The sequence below is a fragment of the Methylovorus glucosotrophus genome, assembly GCF_009858335.1.
GTDB lineage: Bacteria > Pseudomonadota > Gammaproteobacteria > Burkholderiales > Methylophilaceae > Methylovorus > Methylovorus glucosotrophus.
In genome coordinates this window covers 1,440,968-1,465,944 of sequence record NZ_VMSE01000001.1, presented here as the reverse complement: position 1 = coordinate 1,465,944, position 24,977 = coordinate 1,440,968, and the positions used below count along the sequence as shown (strand labels likewise).

The window sequence follows — 24,977 nt, the reverse complement described above, 5'->3', positions numbered from 1 at the left end:
AACTGTGCATAACCATCAAGGCCATGCACAGTTTTGAGCATAAGACAAGCCTGATCGGCAGATCAGATTTTGGCGAACACCAGGGAACCGTTGGTACCACCAAAGCCGAAGTTGTTTTTCAGCGCCACATCAATCTTCAGATCACGCGCCTCATTGGCGCAATAATCCAGATCACACTCAGGATCCTGATTGAAAATGTTGATGGTGGGAGGCGATACCTGATGATGAATGGAAAGAACCGTAAATACCGACTCCAGACCACCCGCACCACCCAGCAAGTGACCCGTCATCGACTTGGTGGAGTTCACCACCAGATTCTTTGCATGGTCACCAAATGCCGCCTTGATCGCATTGGTTTCATTGGTATCACCCAGCGGAGTGGAAGTGCCGTGTGCATTGATGAACTGCAGCTGATCCGGATTTACGCCAGCGTTATTCAATGCATTACGCATAGAACGACGTGGACCATCCATATTAGGCGCGGTCATGTGATAAGCATCGGCGCTCATTCCGTAGCCTACCAACTCGGCATAGATCTTGGCGCCACGTTTCTTGGCAGATTCGTACTCTTCCAGCACCATGACACCAGCGCCTTCACCAATCACGAAGCCATCACGATCACGATCCCATGGGCGGCTAGCCGTCGCAGGGTCATCATTGCGCGTGGACAATGCACGGGCAGCGGCAAAACCACCCACGCCCAGTTGCGTGATGGCCGCTTCTGCGCCACCGGCAATCATGACATCCGCATCGCCGTATTCGATCATGCGGGCAGCATCACCGATAGAGTGCGTGCCTGTGGTACAGGCGGTGACAATCGCCACGTTCGGGCCCTTAAAGCCGTACATAATGGAAAGATTGCCGGAAATCATGTTGATAATGGTGCCGGGAATAAAGAACGGCGAAATTTTTCTTGGACCGGATGTGTGAAACGTCTCATCCGTCTCTTCAATAAGCTGCAAGCCGCCGATACCGGAACCGATGGAAACGCCGATACGCTCGGCATTTTCCTCAGTCACTTCAATACCCGAATCACGCACCGCCTCAATACCTGCTGCCATGCCGTACTGGATAAAGGTATCCATACGACGCGCTTCTTTGGCAGGCAAGAACTGGGAGACGTCGAAACCCTTCACTTCGCCCGCAATTTGCGAGGCGAAGGGACTAGGATCGAACTTGGTGATTCTGGTGATGCCGGATTTCCCGGCCAGTAGATCAGACCAGGACGCCTGAACACCGACACCAACCGGTGATACGACGCCCAGGCCAGTCACGACAACTCTGCGCTTCTGCAGATTGTGCTTGGACAAAAGCAACTCCAGAATTTAAGAATGGATGGGGGAAATTACTTGAGGTTGGCGCTGACGTAGTCAATCGCTTGCTGAACGGTTGTGATCTTCTCTGCTTCTTCATCAGGAATTTCACAATCAAATTCTTCTTCAAGTGCCATCACGAGTTCAACGGTGTCGAGCGAATCAGCACCCAGGTCATCTACAAAGGAAGACTCATTCTTTACATCAGCTTCATTTGCACCCAATTGCTCAGAAACGATCTTTTTAACGCGTTGTTCGATGTCAGACATCTAAATACCCCTTTCAAGTTTATGTTGCTTACAAAAGCTCGGGCTATTCTAGCAAAAGTCCCGAGGAATTCAAAAAACTGCTTGATACTAAAAACCTGGCGATCACGCCATGTACATGCCGCCATTTACGTGCAAGGTTTCGCCCGTAATATAAGCCGCTGATGGAGAAGCTAAAAACACGACGGCCGCTGCAATATCATCCACATGACCCAGCTTGCCCAGGGGAATCCTGCCAAGCAGATCATCCCGCACTTTTTCGGGGAGTTCACGTGTCATGTCGGTATCAATGAAGCCTGGAGCCACACAATTGACGGTAACACCACGACTGCCGAGCTCGGCAGCCAGTGACTTGGTAAAACCACTGACGCCAGCTTTGGCGGCGGCATAGTTTGCCTGGCCGGCATTGCCGGTGTGTCCCACGATAGATGAAATACTGATAATGCGGCCTTGACGAGCCTTCATCATGGGGCGCATTACCGCTTGCGAGAGGCGATATACCGAAGAAAGATTGGTGGAGATGACAGCGTCCCAGTCATCTTCCTTCATGCGCATCAACAAGGTATCGCGGGTAATGCCTGCGTTATTCACAAGAATGCCAATATCGCCATAAGTCTTGGCAATCTGGTCAATCACGGCATCAATCTGCTCGGTGTTATTGACATCCAGTGCCAACCCCTGCCCTTTAATACCAGCCGCTTGCAGTGCCTTGGTGATTTGCTCAGCGCCGGCTTCACTGGTAGCGGTGCCGATAACAACCGCTCCATTGCGGCCTAATGCCTGGGCAATGGCTGCACCGATACCACGGCTAGCGCCAGTGACCAGCGCGATTTGATTCTGAAGCATCTGCGACTCCTGAATAAATTATGATTTGAATTGAGATTGAGCTTCGTCAATCGCAGCCTGGCTGATCAATGCAACACATGCCAACTCAGGAACAATGCGCTTGGCGAGCCCCGCCAGCACCTTGCCTGGCCCACACTCGGCACTTTGTGCAATGCCTTGCTGGCTGATCTTCTGGACAGTTTCTACCCAGCGAACCGGGCTGTATAGCTGACGAACAAGGGCGTCCTTGATTTTCGCTGCATCATCATGCGACTCAACATCTGCATTGTGAATCACAGGAATACGGGATGGGCTGATGGTGACATCTTGCAGGTAATTCTTCAGCTCAGCGGCGGCGGGCTGCATCAGGGCGCAATGAGATGGCACACTGACCGGCAGCAGAATGGCGCGTTTGGCACCCTTGCCTTTGGCTGCTTCCATCGCGCGCTCCACGGCCTCCCGATGGCCTGCGATTACCACCTGACCTGGGGAGTTAAGATTAACCGCTTCAACAACCTGGCCTTGAGCCGCTTCAGCACAAGCCGCACGCACGTCTTCATCGCTTAGGCCCAATACGGCGGCCATGGCACCTACGCCTTCGGCAACTGCTTTTTGCATCACCTCTGCGCGGTAGCGTACCAATGGCAATGCCGCATCAAAGCTGAGTGCACCTGCAGCCACCAGAGCTGTATATTCGCCGAGACTATGCCCTGCCATGATGGCAGGCGCTTCGCCATGCTGAGCCTGCCAGGCACGCCATGTCGCGACCCCGGCCGTCAGCATCAAGGGTTGCGTATGGGCTGTCTGGTTCAGCAAGTCATTTGGCTCGGTCGCCATTTTCCAGAAATCCTCACCGAGAATATCGGAAGCTTCGACAAAGGTATCGCGGATCACAGGCAGACCATCAAAGCCCTGCATCATGCCGACGGATTGAGAGCCCTGTCCGGGGAAGAAAAATGCAAATGTCATGTCAATCTCTATGAGTTGTCTTTTAGAACTTCACTAGTACCGAGCCCCAGGTGAATCCACCACCAAAGGCTTCCATCAGGAGGGTTTCGCCGCGCTTGATACGGCCATCGCGCACAGCAACATCCAGCGCCAGCGGAATAGAAGCTGCCGATGTATTGCCATGGCGATCCACGGTAACAACGACTTTTTCCATGCCCATGCCAAGTTTCTTGGCGGTGGACTGGAGAATACGGATATTTGCTTGATGAGGCACTAGCCAATCCACATCGGACTTTTGCAGGCCATTGGCTTCCAATGTTTCATCCACGATAGCGTCGAGCGTATTGACCGCCACCTTGAAAACAGCGTTGCCTTCCATATGGATAGTCTTGCTGCCTTCTTTTTGGGAAACACCGGTCGGCACATTGAGCAATCGGGCATATTGGCCATCCGCATGCAAATGCGTGGACAAAATACCCATCTCTTCAGAAGCACGCAGAATAACGGCGCCCGCGCCATCACCCCACAAAATGCAGTTGCTGCGATCAGTCCAGTCGGTAATACGCGACATGGTTTCTGCACCAATCACCAATGCGGTTTTTGCGGCACCGGACTTGATGAAGTTATCTGCAGTCGCCAAGGCATACACAAACCCGCTACAAACGGCTTGAATATCAAATGCCGGACAAGGACCGAGCCCAAGGCGAGCCTGCACCAGACAGGCTGTGCTCGGGAACACACGATCCGGTGTGGTGGTTGCCACAATCACCAGATCGATTTCTTCATGGGTAATACCGGCAGCTTCGATGGCACGCAATGCGGCTTCGTAAGCCAGGTCACTGGTAAACTGGCCTTCAGCAGCAATGTGGCGCTCGCGAATGCCAGTGCGAGTCACGATCCACTCATCACTGGTGTCGACCATGCGTTCAAGTTCTGCATTGGTCAGTATGCGCTCGGGCAGATAACTGCCAGTTCCGGCGATACGGGAATATGTCATGCTAATTCTTTCGTAGTCTCAGCGGGTAGCTGCGACGCTGGTGCTGGCTTGATATGTTCTATTTCCAGCTGTTCTGTAATGCGCTTCAATACGCCACTACGGGATTCTTCACTTGCCACATTGATGGCATGCAGAAAGGCAAACGTGTCCGCACCACCGTGGCTCTTCACCACAATGCCGCGCAGGCCCAGGAAACTGGCGCCATTATAGCGACGATGATCCAGCCGCTTGCGGAATGCCTTCAGAACCGGCATGGCAGCCAGGGCCATGATCTTGGTCAGCCAGTTGCGCTTGAATTCCTGCCCAAGAAAACTACCCATCATCTGAGCCAGGCCTTCCGAGGTTTTCAGGGCAACGTTGCCGACAAAGCCATCACACACCACCAGATCTGTCGTGCCCTTGTAGATGTCATTGCCTTCAATGTTGCCGTAAAAATTCAAATGACTCGCCCGCAGCAACTCTCCAGCCTGTTTGACCACTTCATTGCCCTTGATATCCTCGGAGCCGATATTTAGCAGGCCCACCGTGGGTCTTTCCTTGTGCTCGACACATGACACCAGCATGGCACCCATAATAGCAAACTGCAGCAGATGCTCTGGCGTGCAGTCAGCGTTGGCGCCAAGATCCAGCATATAGGTAAGGCCCTTGCGACTCGGCAAGGTGGCAGCAATGGCTGGGCGATCGATACCCGGCAAGGTTTTCAGCACAAAACGGGCGGTCGCCATTAGCGCTCCCGTATTGCCAGCGCTAACGCAGGCGTGGGCTTCTCCACTCTTGACCAGATTGATGGCAACACGCATTGAAGAATCTTTTTTATTCTTCAGCGCGCTTTGCGGGGATTCGTCCATGGTGACGACCTCGCTTGCATGATGAATGCGCAAGCGGGGGCCGACCTTTGCATGATGCGCAGCCAGCTCAGCCTCGATAACCTCGGCTAATCCAACCAGAACGATATTGATTTCAGCATCCTGCTTTAACGCTTGCAGCGCAGCAGGAACGGTGACATGAGGGCCGTGGTCGCCGCCCATGGCATCCACAGCAACTGTGATATCCATGTACTAATTGGCTTTTATATAAAAACAAAGCGCCGATTCTTTATCAGAACCGGCGCATCTGTTTGATACTAACTTACTCGCCCTTGGCAGGCAGAACCTTACGACCACGGTAGTAACCGCTAGGGCTTACGTGGTGACGCAGGTGAGTTTCACCTGTGGTTGGCTCAACAGCCAATGGTGGGTTAGTCAGAAAATCGTGCGAACGGTGCATGCCGCGCTTCGATGGGGACTTCTTGTTTTGTTGAACTGCCATGATCTACTCCTGTTAACTAATTAATCCCGGTGCTTTCCGGACTTCAAACCCTGCAACACCGCAAATGGATTAGGTTTTCCCAGCTCAAGACGATCACCCTTTACGGCACAATCCTCTTGTTCGTGCTTGGGTGCCAGCGGCATCGCCAGCAACACCTCATCCTCTATCAATTCCGACACTTGCATATGCGTTTCAGCAACCAGGTAATCCCTGTCATCGAGATCCTCTTCTTCTGACGGAATAGCATCCTCATCGGGCACCAGGTAATACAATGTCGAAATGTCGATGTTGTATGACATGGCTTCCAGACAACGCTGACATGTTAAACCCAGATCCCCGGACACCTTTAATTGCAGTGTTGGTTTGCCGTCGTTAACATTCCCCAGCAAGCGCCAATTCAGCGCGCCATCGGCTGATGCATAGGCATCCTGAAGGCGCGGAAATTGCGAAACCGGAATTGTACCATGAATTTCAAGCGCTTTTCGCGCAAACTCAATGCTATTGATGATGTTCTGTGCAGCCATAGGGGCGCATGATATAATTTGCATGTTTCTGTGTCAAAAAATCAGGTCTCAAGCGTGATCAAAAAAATACTTATAGCTAATCGCGGTGAAATTGCTGTCCGCATCGTTCGCGCATGTTCAGAAATGGGAATCAAGTCAGTCGCCATCTACTCTGATGCCGACCGCCACGCATTACATGTAAAGAAAGCCGACGAAGCCTATAACATTGGCTCAGACCCTGTGGTGGGTTATTTGAATGCACATAATATCGTCAACCTGGCCGTGGCTTCAGGTTGCGACGCCCTGCATCCCGGCTACGGCTTTTTGTCCGAAAATCCCGAATTAGCCGAAATATGTGCCCGCCGAGGCATCAAATTCATTGGTCCGGATGCAAAGGTCATTCGCCAGATGGGAGACAAGATTCAGGCACGTAATGCCATGATCAAGGCCGGCATTCCCTGTGTGCCTGGCAGTAACGGCAACCTGGCCGATCTCGAGGAAGCTCGCACCCTTGCCCGCAAAATCGGCTACCCCGTCATGCTGAAAGCCACCAACGGTGGCGGCGGACGTGGCATTCGCCGCTGTAATGATGAAAAAGAATTGCTCAGCAACTACGACCGCGTGATCTCGGAAGCCAGCAAAGCGTTTGGCAAACCCGAAGTATTCCTCGAAAAGTGCGTGGTTAATCCCAAACATATTGAAGTACAGATCATGGCAGATAGCCATGGCAACGTGATTCACCTGTTCGAACGCGACTGTTCCATTCAGCGCCGCAACCAGAAACTGATTGAAATTGCCCCCTCGCCGCAATTAAGCAATGCGCAACGCGAATACATTGGCAAATTGGCAGTCAAGGCTGCCAAGGCCGTGGGCTACAAGAATGCTGGCACCGTGGAGTTTTTGCTGGACTCGGATAACAGCTTTTATTTCATGGAAATGAACACCCGCCTGCAGGTAGAGCACACGGTTACCGAAACCATCACTGGTATTGATATCGTGCAGGAACAGATTCGCATTGCCGATGGTCTTAAACTTCAATACAAGCAAGAAGATGTGCACTACCGCGGGTTTGCCATGGAGTTTCGCATCAACGCTGAAGATCCGAAGAAGGACTTTTTGCCAAGCTTTGGCAAAATCACGCGTTACTATGCCCCGGGCGGCCCAGGTGTCCGTATGGATGCGGCAATGTACAGTGGTTACGTCATTCCGCCTTATTACGACTCCATGTGCGCCAAGTTAACGGTGTGGGCACTCAACTGGGAAAGCGTGATCGAGCGTGGTCGCCGGTCGCTGAACGACATGGTGGTTTACGGCGTGAAGACCACGATTCCTTACTATCAGGAAATTCTTAATCATCCTGATTTTCGCAGTGGCAAGTTTGATACCAGCTTTGTTGAATCCCATCCGGAGCTGATCAATTATGAAACCAAACTACCGCGCGAATTGATCGCCGCCGCCATCTCAGCCGCCATAGCAGCGCACGAAGGCATCTAAATAGAACCCGTATTAATAGTGAAGCGATAAGTTAAGAATATGGCAAAAGTATATGTTACTGATGTAGTTTTACGCGATGGCCACCAGTCATTGATCGCAACGCGCATGCGCACTGAAGACATGCTGCCCATCTGCCCACAGCTTGATGCCATTGGTTACTGGTCATTGGAGGCCTGGGGTGGCGCGACATTTGATGCTTGCGTACGTTATCTGAAGGAAGACCCTTGGGAGCGTCTGAAGAGTTTGCGCAAGGCCTTGCCATCGACGCCCATCCAAATGCTGCTGCGCGGCCAGAATCTGCTTGGCTACCGTCATTATTCCGACGATGTGGTACGCGCATTCGTGCAAAAGTCCGCCGATAATGGCGTGGATGTTTTCCGCATATTTGATGCGATGAATGATCTGCGCAATCTGCGCACCTCTATCGAAGCCGTGAAAAAAGTCGGCAAGCACGCCGAAGGTACTATCAGCTACACCACCAGTCCCGTGCATGGCATTCCTTATTTTGTCGAGCTGGCCAAAGAGTTGGCCTCCTTCGGCTGTGACACCATCGCCATCAAGGACATGGCCAGTCTGCTGACGCCTGAAATCACCGGCGAGCTGGTCAAGGAATTGCGTGCAGCCACCAATTTGCCTATTCACCTGCATGCCCACGCCACTTCCGGTCTGGCCAGCATGTCCATCCTGCGTGCAGTGGATAACGGCGTCGCGATTGTGGACGGTGCCATTTCCTCCTTTGCGGAAGGCGCAAGCCTGCCGACCACCGAAAGTATTGTGGCTGCATTGCAAGGTACCGAGTACGACACCGGCCTTGATCTGGGCAAGCTGCAAGAAATTGCCGCCTACTTCCGTGAAGTTCGCAAGAAGTACTGGCAGTTTGAAAGCGCCTTCACTGGTGTTGATACCCGCGTACTGGTGAATCAGGTGCCAGGCGGCATGATTTCGAATTTGTCCAACCAGCTGAAAGAGCAAGGCGCTCTGGACCGCATGGATGAAGTACTGGCAGAAATTCCACGTGTGCGTGAGGATTTGGGCTTCCCTCCGTTGGTTACGCCTACCTCGCAAATCGTGGGAACCCAGGCCGTACTGAATGTGATGACCGGCGCCCGTTACAAATCCATCACCAACGAGGTGAAAAACTACCTGCTGGGGCAGTATGGCAAGGCACCAAGCACCGTCAATACCGATGTGAAACACCTTGCTGTAGGTGATGCCGTGGTCGTTACCTGCCGCCCAGCAGATCTGCTGGATGCAGAAATGGATAAACTGCGCGCAGAATCCGAAGGATTGGCAAAGACAGAGGAAGATGTGCTGACCTACGCCATGTTCCCTGACTTGGCAAAAACCTTCCTGCAGGAACGTAATGCAGGCACACTGAAACCAGAAGCGCTACTGACCAAAGAAGCAGCTTCCACCTCCGCCGCTCGCTATGCCCCGCATGAATTCAATGTCACGCTGCATGGTGAAACCTTCCATATCAAACTCACTGGCAGTGGTCATGCGGGTGAAGATCAGCGCCCATTCTATGTGTCCGTGGATGGGGTGGCTGAGGAAGTGGTTGTAGAAACCCTCAGTGAAATTGAAGTCAGCGATGGCAACACGAATGGCAATGGCCGTAAAAAAGCATCCAGCAATGCCAGCAACAGCACAGGCCGCCCTCGCCCATCCCATGTCGGTTGTGTGACCACCGCCATGCCGGGAACCATTGTGGAAGTGAAGGTTAAAGCGGGCGACCAGGTAAATGCCGGCGATGCCGTGTTGGTGATTGAGGCGATGAAAATGGAAAATGAAATCCAGGCGCCAAAATCAGGCATCGTCGTTGCCGTTCATGTCGTCAAGGGTGATAGCGTGACTCCGGATGAGTCTCTGCTGGAAATCCAGCCCGCGTAACCGCAGCGTCATCCCTAACAAGCCGGCAGTTTTCATATCTGTCGGCTTTTTTATTGGTAAAAGAACTTATGTCTGTCGAACTGATTCTTGCCTCCTCATCCCCATTCCGCCGCGACTTGCTGACCAGGCTGGATATCCCATTCATCTGCTGCTCACCTGATATTGATGAATCACCTTTAGCCAATGAAAAGCCAGAAGACACTGCTTTGCGGCTCAGCCAGGAAAAAGCGCGCAAAGTCGCCGCGCAATACCCACATGCCCTGATCATTGGCTGCGACCAGGTGGCGACGCTGGATGGCCAGCAAATTGGCAAACCGGGTACGCACGCAAAGGCAGTAAGGCAATTGCAAAGCATGCGGGGACGCGAGGTCACCTTCCATAGCGCGCTATGTCTATACAATGCCGCCACTGGCACCATACAGGCGGATGTTGTGCCTTACGTGGTCGAATTCAGAATGCTGAGTGATGCCCAGATTGAAAACTATCTGCATAAAGAGCAGCCATACAACTGTGCGGGCAGCGCAAAATCGGAAGGGCTTGGAATTGCGCTCATTGCACGCATGGAGGGCACAGACCCGAATGCCCTGATCGGGTTACCATTGATCCGCCTCATCACTATGCTGCAAAACGAAGGCTTAACCATTATCTAAGCGGGCAACGCCCCAAGGAGATTTTCATGCAAAACCGTGTTCTCGCTCTATGTCTGAGCAGTCTGTTTGCCAGCCAGGTACTGGCCGCTGATACAGAAGAAATACTGAGTACATTGCAGGATCAAACCCAGGTAGCCGTCACCATTTATAACGAGGACCTTGCCCTCATCAAAGACCAGCGAAAAACCAGACTGCCTGCGGGTAACAGTGTATTGACCCTGCGCGATGTCAGCGCCCAATTGCGCCCTGAGACTGCACTGTTACGCAGCCTGAGCACACCCAATACGCTGAACGTCGTTGAGCAGAATTTCGACTTTGATTTGCTGACGCCGGAAAAGCTGCTGGAAAAATATGTAGGCAAGACAGTCCAGCTCGTTCGGACCAACCCTGCCACGGGCGTTGAGACCAGCGAGCAAGCGCAGGTGCTGTCGGCGAATAATGGTGCCGTGCTCAAAATTGGCAACCGCATTGAAACCGGCATTGCAGGCCGCATTGTCTACCCGGATGTCCCTGCTAATCTGCGCGACCGCCCCACCCTGCTTACCCATCTCAGCAACAAGCAGGCTGGCGACCAAACTGTTGAGCTCAGCTACCTGACCGGTGGCCTATCCTGGAAAGCTGACTATGTTGCCGAACTGAATGCGGCTGAAGACAAGCTGGACTTGTCAGCCTGGATCACGCTCAACAATACCAGCGGCGCTACGTATCGCAATGCCAAATTGCAACTTGTAGCCGGCGATGTGCATCGCGCACCACAAGCCAGGCCCATGCTCATGAAGATGGCACGATCGGAAATGGCGATGGATGCCGCCGCTCCGGTCAGTGAAGAATCCCTGCTGGAGTATCACCTCTACAGCCTGGATCGCCCCACTACCCTGGCTGAAAACCAATCCAAACAAGTTGCCCTGCTCAGCGCAAGCCAAGTGCCTGTTCGAAAAGAGCTTTTACTGAAAGGCGCGGATTATTACTATGGTTCCAGCGTGGATGAAATCGGCCAGAAACTCAAAGTCGGGGTCTTTATCGAGTTTGATAACAAGGAAGCAGACCGCCTTGGCATGCCTTTGCCTAAAGGCACCCTGCGCGTGTACAAAAAAGATCGCCAGGGCAATGCTCAGTTTGTAGGTGAGGACAATATTGACCATACCGCACGCAATGAAACAATCAGGCTGAAGCTGGGCGATGCCTTCGACATCAATGCCGACAAGAAGCAAGCCGACTTCAAGCAATTACCTAATCCAGCCAAAGGGAGCAGGGCCACAGAAAGCGCTTACGAAATTGTGCTGCGCAATGCGAAAAAAGAAACTGTCACGGTCATTGTGCAAGAACCAATACCCGGCGATTGGAAAATCCTGAAGGAAAGTCAGCCAGGTAACAAGCTGAACAGCCATCTGTACGCTTGGAAAGTCCAGATCCCAGCCGAAGGCCAAGCCGTACTCACTTATCGCACGCAGGTTAGATATTGATCTCATGAGCACGACCTCCTCCTCCACAGTCACATCATCGCCCTTGGGCACGCTTTATCTATTGCCTGTCACACTGGGAGATGATCGACTGGATAATGCGCTGCCCGTTGATGTATTGAAACTCGCCAGAACGCTGGACACTTTTGTGGTGGAGAACGAAAAAACGGCGCGGCGCTTTTTATCCCTGATCAAAACAGATAAGCCGGTACGTGAACTGACCCTGTTGCCGCTCAATGAGCATACCGAAGAAAAAGCATTGCCTGAGCTGCTCAAACCTCTGCTGCAAGGTCGTAACGTAGGGATTATGTCGGAAGCAGGTTGCCCGGGCATTGCAGACCCGGGCGCCAGACTGGTGGAACTCGCGCACCGCAAAGGCATCAAGGTGGTGCCCTTGGTCGGCCCTTCGTCCATATTATTGAGCCTGATGGCCTCAGGGCTTGATGGGCAGCGATTCAGCTTTCATGGGTATCTGCCCAGCGACAAGGCTGCACGGATTCAACGCTTGAAAGAATTGGAGCGGGAATCGCAAAAGTGGCAACAGACTCAGCTATTCATCGAAACGCCATACCGTAACCAACATATGCTGGAGGATATTCTGGCCCAGTGCCAGGGGACGACGAGGCTTTGTGTGGCCACCAATATCAGCCTGAGCACGGAGCGCATCGTGACTAAAACAATCTCCGAATGGAAGCGGCAAGACCTGCCGGATATCCACCGTCAACCCACCGTATTTCTGTTATTGACAGCTGGCGGACGCTAGAGCAGTTTTTTGACAGGCGCATAACTGCGCCGGTGCACAGGCGAGACGCCATGCTCAATCAGCATGGCCATGTGGAATGCGGTGGGATAGCCTTTGTGTTTGGCAAATCCATAATGAGGATATTGCTGGTCAAGCGCGTACAGCTCTTTGTCGCGTGCAGTTTTCGCCAGAATAGAGGCCGCAGAAATCGCCTCGACTTTGCTGTCGCCATCGACAATCGCTTCTGCCACCATGGAAACCTGCGGGCAGTGCAAGCCATCTACCAGTAGCTTATGCGGCTGAATGCCGAGTTGTTCGACCGCCCTGCGCATTGCCAGCAGACTGGCTTGCAGGATATTGATGCTATCGATTTCTTCCACCGTGCTGTGGGCAATGGCCCAGGCAAGCGCATGCTGCTTGATTTCCAGGGTCAGCGCATCCCGTTTTTTTTCGGAAAGTTTTTTGGAGTCAGCCAACCCTGGAATAGGCCTGGCAGGATTCAGAATTACGGCAGCTGCGTAAACGGCCCCAGCCAAAGGCCCCCGCCCGGCTTCATCCACCCCGCAAATGATGAGTTCACTCATGGCAAGCAAGCCAGAATGGCACTTGCAGCTTTTTCCTCAGTATTTTGCCGCAGAAGATGATGAATGCGCGTGAATTCAGCTTTGATTTCTTCCATCTGGGTTTTGTCGTTCACCATCTTAAGCGTGGCTTCAGACAACTTTTCTGGTGTCGCATTGTGCTGCAGCAACTCGGGAACCACAAAGCGCCCGGCCAAGACATTGGGCAGTCCCACATAAGGGAGATAGAGCATGCGTTTCAATATTTGCCAGCTCAGCCAAGGCATACGATAGGTGATCACCATGGGGCGCTTCAGCAAGGCCGCCTCCAGTGTGGCGGTGCCCGATGCCACAATGACGGCATCCGCAGCTTCCATCGCCATATGGGCATGCCCAAATAAAATATTGATCGGCAGTTCTTCCGCCTTCTCATCGTAGATGGCCTGCTCAAAAATCCTGCGGGTTTCACGCGTAATCAGGGGAACAACAAACTGGATACCGGGCTGATGCTCCAACATTTTTCGGGCGGTTTGCACATAGAGCGCCGCCAATTGGCGCACTTCACTTTGGCGGCTACCCGGCAACATGGCGATGACAACCTGCCCTGCCTTGAGCTTGAGATTCTGACGTGCCTGTACCTGATCCGGCTCAATAGGCAGGATATCTGCCAATGGGTGTCCCACATAACTGACCGGCACCCCGGCCTCTTTGTATAAGTCAGGTTCAAAGGGGAATAGCGCCAGCATATGGGAAACCGCACGCTTGATTTTTGACATCTTGCCACGGCGCCAGGCCCAGATGGAGGGACTCACATAATGAACAGTGGGAATGCCGCGGCGCTTGAGTTTGCGTTCCAGGCCAAAGTTAAAGTCAGGCGCATCAATCCCGATGAAAAGCTCGGGGCGAGCCTCGATAAGATCACGGGCAAGCTGGCGGCGCAACCTTAACAAACCAGGCAGATGACGCAAGACCTCCAGATAACCGCGAATGGACAAGCGCTCCATGGGGAAAAGTGTGCGTGCCCCTTCGGCCTGCATCTTAGGGCCTGCAATGCCGACAAACTGCAGATCCGGCCTATGCTTTTTCAAGGCTCGGATCAAATGACTGCCAAGAAGATCACCGGACGACTCTCCGGCAACAATGCCGATAATGGGCATGCTACAGGTCTTTCTTAACGGACAATGCCGCGGGTGGAAATATTCAAAAAGTCTAACAAGATACCCAGCTCCTGGCACTCCGCGAGTTGCAAGGCCAGTTGCTCTTTGGCTTCTTCCAGGGTCAAGCCCTGACGGTAAAGCGTCTTGTATGCGCGCTTGATACGGGTGATGCTATCCGCGCTGAAACCACGTCGCTTGAGCCCTTCGGCATTAATGCCATGCGGCTTGGCGTCATATCCCGCGGCCGTTACATAAGGAGGAATATCCTTGAAAACAACGGTGCCAACGGCGGTCATGACATGCGAGCCGATTTTGCAGAATTGATGCACCAGGGTAAAGCCCCCCAGAATAGCATGGTCGTACATATCGACATGTCCGGCCAGCGAGGAGTTGTTTGCCAGAATGGTGTGATTGCCTACCTGACAATCATGGGCAATATGGACATACGCCATGATCCAGTTATCGTTTCCGATACGGGTCACGCCCTTATCCTGAACCGTACCGCGGTTCAGGGTGCAGAACTCGCGAATGGTGTTGTTATCGCCGATTTCGAGCCGTGTAGGTTCGTCACGGTATTTTTTATCCTGTGGCGCCTCACCTAGCGAGGAAAAATGGAACAGGTGATTGTTCTTGCCTATGGTCGTAGGGCCTGCAATCACCACATTATTGCCTACGCGCGTTCCTGGCCCGATCTGCACATCCGGACCTATGCTGGTATAAGCGCCAACTTCAACAGTGCTATCAAGCCCCGCTCGCGGATCAATGATCGCTGTCGGGTGGATTTTAACCTGGGACGTCATAATGGCTACTCAATTGCCTTCAATATGCACATCATTTCGGCTTCTGCCACGACCACATCATCAACCAAGGCCTGACCTTTGTATTTCCAGATACCACGAAGGATACGATCTATGCTGACCTTGAGAATAAGCTGGTCACCTGGCGATACCGGCTTTTTGAACCGCGCGCTATCAATGCCGGCAAAGTAATACACCGACTCATCATTGGGCTTGGTGTCCATCGTCTTGAACGACAGGATGGCAGCCGCCTGAGCCATGGCTTCCACAATCAGAACGCCAGGCATGACAGGATGATAAGGAAAATGGCCAGGGAAAAAAGGCTCGTTCATGCTGACGTTTTTGACAGCCACGATTTCCTTGCCAAGTTCCAGGGATAAGACCTTGTCGACCAGCAAGAAAGGGTAACGGTGCGGCAGGTGCTCTAATATTTCATGGATATCCATGCTGGTAACAGCCTGATCATTCATGGCATTTCCTCAATTTCTATTTGTTATGTCCAGCTGCGCCCTGATCTGCGCCAACTCATTTTCCAACTGCTTTACCCGCTCGGACATATCGCCGAGACGACGTATATTTGCCGCCGTCTTGAGCCAATCGCCATGTGTCTGGAACGGCATCAGCGCTGTGTAAGTATCCGTTTTCAGCAATGATCGCGTAATCATGCTGCCCGGCGAAATCGTCACTCCATCTGCAATCTCCAGATGCCCCAGTATCATGGCAGCACCCCCTATCCGGCAATGCTTGCCAACGATTGCGCTACCGGCAATGCCAACGCATCCCGCAATCACGGTATGGGCACCTATCCGGCAGTTGTGCCCGATCTGAATCAGGTTATCAAGCTTCACGCCCTGTTCAATAATCGTATCGTCCAAGGCACCTCTGTCTACCGAGGTATTGACGCCAATTTCCACGTCATCCTCGATGATGACTCTGCCAACCTGAGGGATTTTAACCCAGCGCCCCTGATCATTGGCGTAACCAAAACCATCCGCGCCTATCACCACGCCTGCCGCCATGACACAACGCTCACCGACCTGGCAATCTGCATAGATCGTGACATGAGACTGCAGCACTGTCTGGCTGCCGATATGCACATTGCGCCCAACCACACAGCCTGGGCCAATCACCACGCCTTCACCCAACTCCACCCCAGGCGCTATCACAGCATAATCCATGACAGTACATGAGGCAGGTACGACAGCATCCGGAGCCACACTGGCATTCGGGCTAATGCCTGGCACATACTCGACACGCGGATTCAGCAGATCTGAAACACGTGCGAAATAGGCATAAGGATTATCGGTCACGATGCGCGGCAGCGTCGTCAATGCACGATGCTGTTCACTGATGATAATCGCACTCGCTGCCGTATCGGCAAGCTGAGTACGATACTTGGAATCAGTTATGAAGCTGATATGCCCAGCTTGGGCATTGGCCAGTGAGGCGACACGGCTAATGACAATATCACCATCACCGACCAGCTCGCCTCCCAGCCTGGATACGATCTCCGTTAAGGAGTATTGCGCTTTCATCAGGCCAGGATCGCTTTCTAATACCAGAATTACTTCTTGCCCAGAGCCTTCAGTACCTTGTCGGTAATATCAATTTTCTTGCTTGCGTACGCTACACCACCGTAAACAACCAGATCATAACCTTCAGCTTCGGATACCGAAGTAACGGCTTTGTTGATGCGGTCTTGCAAAGCACCCAGCTCTTCGTTTTTGCGCATGTTCACATCTTCACGCAATTCGCGCTGTTTACGCTGAAACTCGATCTTCAGGTTGGATGCATCACGCTCTTTATTACGACGGTCAGTTTCTGACAAGGTGAGGCTGTCTTTGTCCAGCGAGGTTTCGATATCTTTGATCTGCTTTTGAAGACGGTCCAACTCTTGGGTACGAGGGCTGAATTCCTTCTCGAGCTTTTTACCGCTCTCCGCCGTTTGTGGCGCCTCTTGCAGAATCTTGTCCACTTGTACGTAACCCACCTTGAGCTCTGCTGCAGACACGTTCAGTGTAAAAGCAGCAAATGCTGTCAAGACCAGGCTTTTCAATAATTTACTCAATTCATTCTCCAATATTTAAAACTTAATCATACAAACAGCTTAGAACTGCGAACCCATCTGGAATTGCAGGATCTGCGTCTTATCGTCGTTATACAAGGTTTTGCCATCGGTTTGCACAGCATCCTTTTGTGCGTTCAGGGCCTTGGCCAATACGAGCTTGATAGGCCCGAATGGCGAATACCAGCTCACGCCAATACCTGCTGAGTAGCGCAGATCGCCAAGATCCATACGCTCATCCGATGTATACACGTTACCCGCATCGATAAATGTACTCAGGCGCAATTGTTTGGAATCCTTCATGCCAGGAATGGGGAAGTACAACTCCGCATTACCCAGCAGACGCTTGGTACCGCCAATAGCATACCCGCGTTCATTCACCGTGTCATAGAGACGAGGACCAATCGAGCTGGTTTGATAACCGCGCACCGAGTTTACACCACCGATGTAGAAGTTCTTGAAGAACGGAAAGTCCTTGTCGCCATAAGTGTCACCATACCCTGCTTCGCCATTCAGCATGAAGGTGATATTGGGCGTAATGTCCTTGTACCAGGAATGCTTGTATTCCACCTTGTAGTACTGCAAGTCCAGGCCAGGCAGACCAATTTCAGTGCTCAAACGCTGGTAAACACCCTTGTTGGGGAACAACACATTGTCCCGGGTATCATGTGCCCAGCCCAGATTGAGCAAGACGCTGGTGTTATCGCACCCATTGGCGTTAGCGTCACCGCAATAGCGACGATACTGTATGGGGCTACTGGAAGTCAGATCAACCTGGGTAAAGTCAAAAGTCAGACCTGCACTCACCGAATCACGTTCATTCAGCGGCATGCCAAAGCTTACGCCGGTACCGTAAGAAGATGTTTTGTAACTACCTGTACTTAGATACGAAGTATCAATATCGCGGCGATACGCATTGAAGGTACGGCTTACGCCATCCGGCGTGAAGTAAGGATCGGTGTAGCTCAAGGAGTAGATAGTGTTTACCTTACCGGTATTCACCTGCGCAGACACCCGATTACCCGTACCCAGGAAGTTGTTCTGGTTCACCGTAACACCGAATACCACACCTTCAGCACTGGACAAGCCGGCGCCAAACATTACGCTACCGGTCGATTTTTCGGTGACGTTGATGTTCAGGTCTACCTGATCATTTGTGCCCGGTACCGCAGGGGTTTCCACGTTCACATCCGAGAAGAACTGCAAACGCTCCAGACGCTGCTTGGAACGATTAATCTTGTCAGCGCCATACCATGCGGATTCCATCTGGCGCATTTCACGACGTAATACCTCATCGCGGGTGCGTGTATTACCGGTCAGGTTGATACGACGGACATATACACGGCGACCTGGGTCGATGAAAAAGGTAAAGGCAACAGTATGCTTGTCTTTATCAACATCAGGCACAGCATTGACGTTAGCAAATGCGTAACCGTCGTTACCAAGCCGGTCGCCAATGGCCTTGCTGGATTCTGTAATTTTCTGGCGATTGAAGTATTCACCTGTTTGCAGGCTGATCAGCTTGCGCGCCTCTTCTTCCGCCAGCAGCATTTCGCCAGCCAGCTTGATATCGGTAACGGTGTATTTCTCACCTTCACTGATATTGATGGTGATGTAAATATCACGTTTGTCTGGGGTAATCGAGACCTGGGTGGACTCAATATTGAACTCCAGAAAACCTTGATTCATGTAAAAAGACCGCAAGGTCTCCAGATCAGCGGTCAATTTTTGCTTGGAGTACTGATCATTCTTGTTCCACCAGGTCATCCAGCCTGGCGTGGTCAATGAAATGGTTTCCAGCAGGGTTTTGCTATCAAAAGCCTGATTGCCCACAATATTGATGCTGCGAATCTTGGAGATGGCACCTTCTTCAATATTGAACTGTACTGCTACGCGGTTACGTTCCAGAGGGGTGACAACGGCTTTCACGGTAGCGCCATACTTACCCTGGGAAAGATACTGGCGTTTGATTTCCTGTTCGGCGCGGTCCAGCATGGATCGGTCAAAAATCAAGCCTTCAGCCAGACCGATCTGCTTCAGGCCTTCTTTCATTTTGTCACTGGGGAAGGATTTATTGCCGCTGAAATTCAGCTGGGCAATCGCAGCGCGCTCCTGAACGACAACAACCAGCACATCCTGATCCGCCTCAATACGCACATCCTTGAAGAACCCAGTGCCATAAAGCGCTTTAATTGCCTGAGTCGCCTTGTCATCATCCATGGTCTCACCGACCTTGACAGGCAGGTAGTTGAATACGGTACCGGCTTCGGTACGCTGTATCCCATCTACTCGAATATCCTTCACTACGAATGGCTCAAGTGCCATTGCTGATGTTGCATACATACCCAATACCACAAACGGTATATGCTTAAGCTTGATGCTTAAATTCATTCAGATCAGCCTGTTATCAATCGATTTATATCGTTATAAAAAGCGCATGCCATCAACAATCCAAGCAGCGCCAGTCCAATACGTTGACCAATTTCCATGACGCGCTCGGAAACCGGGCTACCCTTGAAAACCTCAACAATATAATACAACAAATGCCCCCCATCCAACACAGGGATAGGCAGCAGATTTAGCACGCCAAGGCTAATACTGACGAGTGCCAGAAAGCCCAGGAAAGCTTCCCAGCCAATCTTCGCACTCTGACCGGCATAACTGGCAATGGTCACTGGCCCACTCATGCCACGCCACGACACATCCCCAGTCAGCATGCCTCCCAGCATTTGAAGACTGAAAACCGAGGTTTCCCATGTCTTGGTAACTGCCTTGGCAGCTGCCACGCCTGGTGAGTAGCTCACCGTCGTCATGATTTTATCCAGCTCGCTCTGGTTTGCCTTGTAAGCGGCGCCAATTCGGCCTATGTCCTTGCCATTTTCTCGAACACTATCGGGAATAACCTGCAAATCTACCGTTTGAGCATCACGCGCGACGGTGACTTTCAATGGCGTATGTGGATGAAGCCGTATGGTATCCACCACCTGATCCCAAGCTGTAATGGCAACGCCATCAATTGCGCGTATGTTGTCTCCCGCACGCAAACCAGCCTTTTCGGCTGCGCTTCCCGCCACGACCTCCCCCACCACAGGTGGCATGCTTGGGCGATAAGGCACGAGGCCCAATTTTGGCAGGAAGTCTCCCTCAAAATCATCTTTGTCCAACACAGATAAATTCAATTGATGATGCAGGGAAACGTCGTTCAGCCGCCCCTCTACCGAGACCGGGGAATCACCAAGCGCCTGACGCATCAGTATCCAGCGTACGTCTTGCCAGCTGGCCACAGTCTCGCCAGAGATATCGGTAATCAGCTCGCCGGATTTCATTTGCGCAATGGCTGCTGGTGTTTCTGATGGAATATCCCCTAACAGTGGCTTGATACCCATGACACCATGCATGAACAGCACCCAGTAAAGCAGGATGGCGAGTAACAGGTTCGCCATCGGCCCAGCCAGCACGATGAGCATACGCTTCCATACGGCTTGCCGATTAAAGGCGCGATGCAGCTCATGCTCGGCAACCGGGGCTTCGCGCTCATCCAGCATTTTCACGTAGCCGCCCAAGGGGAAAGCCGCCAGAACGAACTCGGTATTGTCCTTGCCGATATTTCTGGTCAGCAATGGCGTTCCAAAGCCCAGTGAAAATCGCAAGACCTTGACGCCACACCAGCGCGCGACCTGAAAATGTCCATACTCATGAATCGTAATCAGGATGCCAAGGGTAACAACAAACGCGATGACGGTAATCATGCTGATTGCACCATCCATTCCTGAGCGAGCTGACGCGCGGCCTGGTCAGCTGCAATCAGGTTGGGAATGTCAGTAACGGGTTCTATGCTGGATAGCGAGAGCACGCGCTCGATGAGGGCGGGGATATCCATGAACCCTATGCGAGATTGCAGAAACGCCTCAACAGCGACTTCATTAGCTGCATTGAGAATCGCAGGTGCTGTTCCACCGCGCTTCAGCACATCAAAAGCCAGGCGCAAACATGGGAAACGGCCAGTGTCAGGACGTTCGAAATTCAATGTCGCAATCTTGAACAAGTCGAGCGAGCCCACGCCGCTGTCTATGCGCTCAGGATAAGCCAGGGCATAAGCGATGGGTGTGCGCATGTCGGGGTTCCCCAATTGCGCCAGCACCGAGCCATCCACATATTCCACCATGGAATGAATGACGCTTTGTGGATGCACCACTACCTCAATCTGCTCAGGCGTTGCATCAAAAAGCCATTTCGCTTCAATCACTTCCAAACCCTTGTTCATCAAGGTGGCTGAATCGATAGTGATCTTGGGGCCCATGACCCAATTGGGGTGATTGAGTGCCTGCTGCGAAGTCACTTGCAGCAATTGCTCCCGACTGGCATTGCGGAATGGACCGCCGGATGCGGTCAGCAATATTTTGCGTACACCGCCGCTGTGAAGGTCAGGGTATTTTCTGGAAGGCATAACCTGAAAGATGGCGTTATGTTCGCTATCGATAGGCAGCAAGGTCGCACCACTCTCCTCCACCGCTTGCATGAACAAGCTGCCGGCCATTACCAGCGTTTCCTTGTTGGCCAGCATGATGCGCTTGCCAGCACGAGCAGCAGCCATGGCGGGTCTGAGACCGGCTGCCCCCACAATAGCGGCCATGACAGCATCCACCTCAGGAGCAGAAGCGACTTGTTCCAGGGCATCCATGCCAAACAGAACTTCCGTTTCAATACCCGCCTGGACGAGCATCTGCCGCAGGCGATCTGCCGCGGCCTCCTGCAGCAGCACGGCATATCGCGGATGATATTGCTTGCATAGATCAAACAAGGCCTCGGCGCGACCATTGGCCGTTAATGCATAAGCGCGGTATTTGTCAGGGTGCCGGGCAATCACATCCAGCGTATTGAGACCGATGGTGCCAGTGGCACCGAGGATGGTAATGTTTTGTGGTGATGACTGTAACAAATTTCGCCCCCAGGGCTATTGGGAAACACTTGCCCATAAAGGATAGGCGTAGTGGTAATACAACGGGAAATAAATAAAGAACGCTGCCAGCGGCAAGCTTGAGGTCAGGCCATCGATGCGATCAAGCACACCACCATGCCCAGGTAACAAGCGACCGCTGTCCTTTACTTCGGCATGCCGCTTCACCAGCGACTCCAGAAGATCTCCCATGATACTCAGCACGGTAATCCCCCAAAGCCCAAGGATAATCCAGGGGGTGATTCCCAATGTGCTACAAAGGATGAGCCCATATACGCTGACGGCCAGCCAAGCGCCCAGCACGCCCTCCCAGGTTTTTCCCGGGCTGATTTTCGGTGCAAGCTTGTGGCGGCCAAAACGCTTGCCCGCGAAATAAGCCGCACTATCGGCAATCCATACCGCAACCATCAAGGCAAGCAACAGCCCTGGCTGGATGCGGTGCAAACTGACGAAGGCGAGCCAGGTCGGGATAAGGATTACCCATCCGATAACGGCTACCCCCACCTGGTTTCGAATACGAAAACGTCCGGATAACCAGATGGGCACAAAAAAGGTCCAAAAAATGGCAGAGGCCAGCAAGCCCCAGAACAGAAGATGCTGCTGAATGAACACATACGATGTGTCAGTGACGGCAACCGCGAGCAGACCAATGGCAAATGTCACTGCCGGATATAGCCATTGTCCCCCGCCCAGTCGATTCATGCTCGCCCATTCCCATGCACCGATGGTAATGATGACTAGCATGAGCAAAGCCCAGTACACCTCGGGAAGATAGAACAGCGCAGCCAGAAAAAGTGGTATCAGTACCAGGGATGTAAGAACGCGCGCTTTTAGCATGACTTATTGTTGTAACTGTTCGCTGGTGCGGCCAAAACGACGCTCACGCTGACGATAAGATGCAATGGAAAGTTCGAAAGCAGCCGAGTCAAAATCCGGCCATAAGGTGTCCGTAAAATAGAGCTCGCTGTATGCCAGTTGCCACAGCAGGAAGTTACTGATGCGCTGCTCGCCGCCCGTGCGGATGAATAAATCCGGTTCCGGGGCATAATGCATGGAAAGATAAGGCGCCAGATGCTCTTCATTGTAATTGCCAGCAAGCTCAGGGTGCTCGGCCTGCAAACGGTTCACCGCCTGCAATATATCCCAACGCCCGCCGTAATTCGCAGCAATGGTCAGCGTAAGACCGGTATTATCCCGCGTCAGCGCTTCCGCACGAGCAATCTGCTCGCGCAAGGACTCATCAAACCGGGAATGATCACCAATCATGACCAGGCGAATGTTATTTTTATGAAGCTTGGAAACCTCTTGCTGCAGGGCTTCCATGAAAAGCCCCATCAGGAAGGAGACTTCTTCCTGTGGACGGCGCCAGTTTTCACTGCTGAAAGCAAACAGCGTCAGGTATTCAACGCCGATGCTCGCACACTGCTTGACGATGTCGCGCACCACTTCGACGCCACGTTTGTGGCCCGCGACCCGCGGCAGGAATCGCTTTTTGGCCCAGCGCCCATTGCCATCCATGATGACGGCAATATGGCGCGGCACCTCAGCGGTGGCGGGAATGGATTGCGTGGAGCTGAAAAAAAGCGCCAATCAAGACTCCGTTTCTAAAGGCAAATCAAACAAGGCAGTTTACACCGCCATAAGGTCGGCTTCTTTGACTTGCAGAAGCTTGTCAACCTCAGCCACAAAACGGTCCGTCAGCTTTTGCACCTCGTCTTGCATGCGGCGCTCGTCATCCTCACTGATTTCTTTGTCTTTGGTCAGTTTTTTCAGCTGATCATTGGCATCACGGCGCACATTGCGGATAGCCACCTTGGCATTTTCACCTTCGGTACGCACGACCTTGATCAGGTCGCGACGGCGTTCTTCCGTCAACATGGGCATAGGCACACGAATCACGTCACCATTGGTTGCCGGATTAAGGCCCAGATCACCATCACGGATGGCTTTCTCGATCTTGGCCACCATGTTCTTTTCGTAAGGCTGCACGTTGATGGTACGCGCATCGCCCAGGGTAACGTTCGCTACCTGATTCACTGCGACCATGGAGCCATAGTATTCCACCATGACATGATCCAGCAGGCCGGTATGTGCACGGCCCGTACGCACTTTACCGAGGTCACTCTTCAGCGACTCCAGGGATTTCTGCATCTTTTGTTCTGCGTTTTTCTTTACTTCGTTGAGCATCACTCTCTCCTAAACCTGGCGCATGCCTTAAGGCAATACGCGCGTACCTTCATCTTCGCCCATGACTACACGCTTAAGGGCGCCCTGCTTGAATATACTGAATACGGAAATAGGTAATTTCTGATCGCGACACAGCGTCAGTGCCGTCGCATCCATGACCTTGAGGTTCTTGATGATGGCTTCATCAAAGGTCAGTGTTTTGTAACGCATGGCATCGGGATTGGTCTTGGGATCATCGGTATAAACCCCATCGACCTTGGTGGCTTTCAGCACGATCTCTGCATTCATCTCCATACCGCGTAACGCTGCTGCAGTATCTGTTGTGAAAAAAGGATTACCGGTACCGGCACCAAAGATCACCACGCGCCCTTCTTCCAGATAACGAATCGCCTTGCCACGAATATAAGGCTCGGCAACCTGCTCGATATTGAGAGCAGACTGCACGCGGCTCACCAGCCCAATGTGACGCATGGCGTCCTGCAAGGCCAATGCATTCATCACCGTTGCCATCATGCCCATATAGTCAGCCGTCGCTCTATCCATGCCTTCAGCCGCAGGCGCAACTCCACGAAAGATGTTGCCGCCACCGATGACCACGGCCACCTGCACGCCCATATCCACCACTTCCTTGATTTCATTCACAATTCGGGAAATGGTCGCACGATTAATCCCGTAACTGTCATCACCCATGAGGGCTTCACCGGATAATTTAAGCAGGATGCGTTTAAAGGCGGGGGATGTCATGGGGCTCCTATCTGAATTGTGCAAAACGACAATGCGTTATTAAATCACATTATCGTTTTGCAGCGAGTACATCATTACAGCCGCAGGGGTGAAGCCCCCGCGGTTTTACTACCA

26 protein-coding genes are annotated in these 24,977 nt (G+C 52.4%); 5 read left to right on the top strand and 21 right to left on the bottom strand.

All coding sequences use genetic code 11. The features are described 5' to 3' along the window. Positions 1-62: 62 nt before the first annotated feature. The 8 genes from fabF to FNL37_RS06860 all read right to left on the bottom strand — a co-directional run bounded on the left by fabF (position 63) and on the right by FNL37_RS06860 (position 6,181). Positions 63-1,295, bottom strand: a complete 1,233-nt coding sequence (fabF, locus tag FNL37_RS06895) for a beta-ketoacyl-ACP synthase II (protein ID WP_159356169.1) — start codon at positions 1,293-1,295, stop codon at positions 63-65. Positions 1,296-1,345: 50 nt separating this feature from the next. After that, positions 1,346-1,582, bottom strand: coding sequence for an acyl carrier protein (gene acpP, locus FNL37_RS06890; protein WP_013442241.1), 237 nt, complete (start codon positions 1,580-1,582; stop codon positions 1,346-1,348). A 102-nt stretch (positions 1,583-1,684) separates the two neighbouring features. Beyond that, positions 1,685-2,425, bottom strand: coding sequence for a 3-oxoacyl-ACP reductase FabG (gene fabG / locus FNL37_RS06885; RefSeq protein WP_159355612.1), 741 nt, complete (start codon positions 2,423-2,425; stop codon positions 1,685-1,687). Between the two features lie 18 nt (positions 2,426-2,443). Beyond that, a complete protein-coding gene (fabD, locus tag FNL37_RS06880; RefSeq protein WP_159355611.1) occupies positions 2,444-3,373 on the bottom strand; it encodes an ACP S-malonyltransferase in 930 nt (309 codons plus the stop codon). A gap of 22 nt (positions 3,374-3,395) precedes the next feature. Continuing rightward, a complete protein-coding gene (locus tag FNL37_RS06875; protein ID WP_159355610.1) occupies positions 3,396-4,349 on the bottom strand; it encodes a beta-ketoacyl-ACP synthase III in 954 nt (317 codons plus the stop codon). After that, on the bottom strand, positions 4,346-5,404 hold the full coding sequence (gene plsX, locus FNL37_RS06870) for a phosphate acyltransferase PlsX (protein ID WP_013442245.1): 1,059 nt from the start codon (positions 5,402-5,404) through the stop codon (positions 4,346-4,348). The genes FNL37_RS06875 and plsX overlap by 4 nt, the downstream gene beginning before the upstream one ends. Positions 5,405-5,477: 73 nt before the next feature. Next, positions 5,478-5,657, bottom strand: a complete 180-nt coding sequence (gene rpmF, locus FNL37_RS06865; RefSeq protein ID WP_015830096.1) for a 50S ribosomal protein L32 — start codon at positions 5,655-5,657, stop codon at positions 5,478-5,480. A 20-nt stretch (positions 5,658-5,677) separates the two neighbouring features. Further along, positions 5,678-6,181, bottom strand: a complete 504-nt coding sequence (locus FNL37_RS06860; RefSeq protein WP_013442246.1) for a YceD family protein — start codon at positions 6,179-6,181, stop codon at positions 5,678-5,680. Between the two features lie 54 nt (positions 6,182-6,235). On the opposite strand from FNL37_RS06860, the gene FNL37_RS06855 reads away from it, so the two are divergent. The 5 genes from FNL37_RS06855 to FNL37_RS06835 all read left to right on the top strand — a co-directional run bounded on the left by FNL37_RS06855 (position 6,236) and on the right by FNL37_RS06835 (position 12,417). Next, positions 6,236-7,654 (top strand): acetyl-CoA carboxylase biotin carboxylase subunit, encoded by a 1,419-nt coding sequence (locus tag FNL37_RS06855; RefSeq protein WP_015830097.1) that lies wholly within the window; start codon positions 6,236-6,238, stop codon positions 7,652-7,654. Positions 7,655-7,693: 39 nt separating this feature from the next. Next, the gene (gene oadA, locus FNL37_RS06850; RefSeq protein WP_159355609.1) at positions 7,694-9,544 is read left to right on the top strand and encodes a sodium-extruding oxaloacetate decarboxylase subunit alpha; all 1,851 of its coding nucleotides are present in this window, start codon (positions 7,694-7,696) and stop codon (positions 9,542-9,544) included. A 68-nt stretch (positions 9,545-9,612) separates the two neighbouring features. Next, positions 9,613-10,194, top strand: a complete 582-nt coding sequence (locus FNL37_RS06845; protein ID WP_159355608.1) for a Maf family nucleotide pyrophosphatase — start codon at positions 9,613-9,615, stop codon at positions 10,192-10,194. Between the two features lie 26 nt (positions 10,195-10,220). Continuing rightward, positions 10,221-11,657: a DUF4139 domain-containing protein gene (locus FNL37_RS06840; RefSeq protein WP_159355607.1), complete on the top strand. Its 1,437-nt coding sequence runs from the start codon at positions 10,221-10,223 to the stop codon at positions 11,655-11,657. Positions 11,658-11,661: 4 nt separating this feature from the next. Continuing rightward, the gene (locus tag FNL37_RS06835) at positions 11,662-12,417 is read left to right on the top strand and encodes an SAM-dependent methyltransferase (RefSeq protein WP_159355606.1); all 756 of its coding nucleotides are present in this window, start codon (positions 11,662-11,664) and stop codon (positions 12,415-12,417) included. Here the strand turns inward: FNL37_RS06835 and rnhB are convergent. Genes rnhB through pyrH form a run of 13 tightly spaced genes read right to left on the bottom strand, consistent with a single transcriptional unit; the run spans position 12,414 to position 24,863 of the window. Continuing rightward, positions 12,414-12,980, bottom strand: coding sequence for a ribonuclease HII (gene rnhB / locus FNL37_RS06830; protein WP_159355605.1), 567 nt, complete (start codon positions 12,978-12,980; stop codon positions 12,414-12,416). The genes FNL37_RS06835 and rnhB overlap by 4 nt on opposite strands. Continuing rightward, complete coding sequence (gene lpxB / locus FNL37_RS06825) at positions 12,977-14,113, bottom strand: lipid-A-disaccharide synthase (protein ID WP_015830103.1); 1,137 nt, start codon at positions 14,111-14,113, stop codon at positions 12,977-12,979. The genes rnhB and lpxB overlap by 4 nt, the downstream gene beginning before the upstream one ends. Positions 14,114-14,127: 14 nt before the next feature. Then, a complete protein-coding gene (gene lpxA, locus FNL37_RS06820; protein WP_159355604.1) occupies positions 14,128-14,913 on the bottom strand; it encodes an acyl-ACP--UDP-N-acetylglucosamine O-acyltransferase in 786 nt (261 codons plus the stop codon). A 5-nt stretch (positions 14,914-14,918) separates the two neighbouring features. Then, positions 14,919-15,380, bottom strand: a complete 462-nt coding sequence (gene fabZ, locus FNL37_RS06815; RefSeq protein ID WP_013442255.1) for a 3-hydroxyacyl-ACP dehydratase FabZ — start codon at positions 15,378-15,380, stop codon at positions 14,919-14,921. A 9-nt stretch (positions 15,381-15,389) separates the two neighbouring features. Next, the gene (lpxD, locus tag FNL37_RS06810) at positions 15,390-16,445 is read right to left on the bottom strand and encodes a UDP-3-O-(3-hydroxymyristoyl)glucosamine N-acyltransferase (protein ID WP_159355603.1); all 1,056 of its coding nucleotides are present in this window, start codon (positions 16,443-16,445) and stop codon (positions 15,390-15,392) included. Positions 16,446-16,474: 29 nt separating this feature from the next. Further along, positions 16,475-16,978, bottom strand: coding sequence for an OmpH/Skp family outer membrane protein (locus tag FNL37_RS06805; protein WP_015830106.1), 504 nt, complete (start codon positions 16,976-16,978; stop codon positions 16,475-16,477). A 39-nt stretch (positions 16,979-17,017) separates the two neighbouring features. Further along, entirely contained in the window at positions 17,018-19,366 is a 2,349-nt protein-coding gene (gene bamA / locus FNL37_RS06800) for an outer membrane protein assembly factor BamA (RefSeq protein ID WP_159355602.1), read from the bottom strand. Between the two features lie 5 nt (positions 19,367-19,371). After that, complete coding sequence (gene rseP, locus FNL37_RS06795) at positions 19,372-20,724, bottom strand: RIP metalloprotease RseP (protein WP_159355601.1); 1,353 nt, start codon at positions 20,722-20,724, stop codon at positions 19,372-19,374. Beyond that, entirely contained in the window at positions 20,721-21,914 is a 1,194-nt protein-coding gene (ispC, locus tag FNL37_RS06790) for a 1-deoxy-D-xylulose-5-phosphate reductoisomerase (protein WP_159355600.1), read from the bottom strand. Before ispC ends, rseP begins: the two co-directional genes overlap by 4 nt. 15 nt (positions 21,915-21,929) lie before the next feature. Next, positions 21,930-22,769: a phosphatidate cytidylyltransferase gene (locus tag FNL37_RS06785; RefSeq protein WP_159355599.1), complete on the bottom strand. Its 840-nt coding sequence runs from the start codon at positions 22,767-22,769 to the stop codon at positions 21,930-21,932. 3 nt (positions 22,770-22,772) lie between these two features. After that, positions 22,773-23,522, bottom strand: a complete 750-nt coding sequence (locus tag FNL37_RS06780; protein WP_013442262.1) for an undecaprenyl pyrophosphate synthase — start codon at positions 23,520-23,522, stop codon at positions 22,773-22,775. Positions 23,523-23,561: 39 nt separating this feature from the next. Next, positions 23,562-24,119, bottom strand: coding sequence for a ribosome recycling factor (gene frr / locus FNL37_RS06775; protein ID WP_013442263.1), 558 nt, complete (start codon positions 24,117-24,119; stop codon positions 23,562-23,564). A 27-nt stretch (positions 24,120-24,146) separates the two neighbouring features. Continuing rightward, positions 24,147-24,863, bottom strand: coding sequence for a UMP kinase (gene pyrH / locus FNL37_RS06770; RefSeq protein ID WP_013442264.1), 717 nt, complete (start codon positions 24,861-24,863; stop codon positions 24,147-24,149). Between the last annotated feature and the right edge of the window lie 114 nt (positions 24,864-24,977).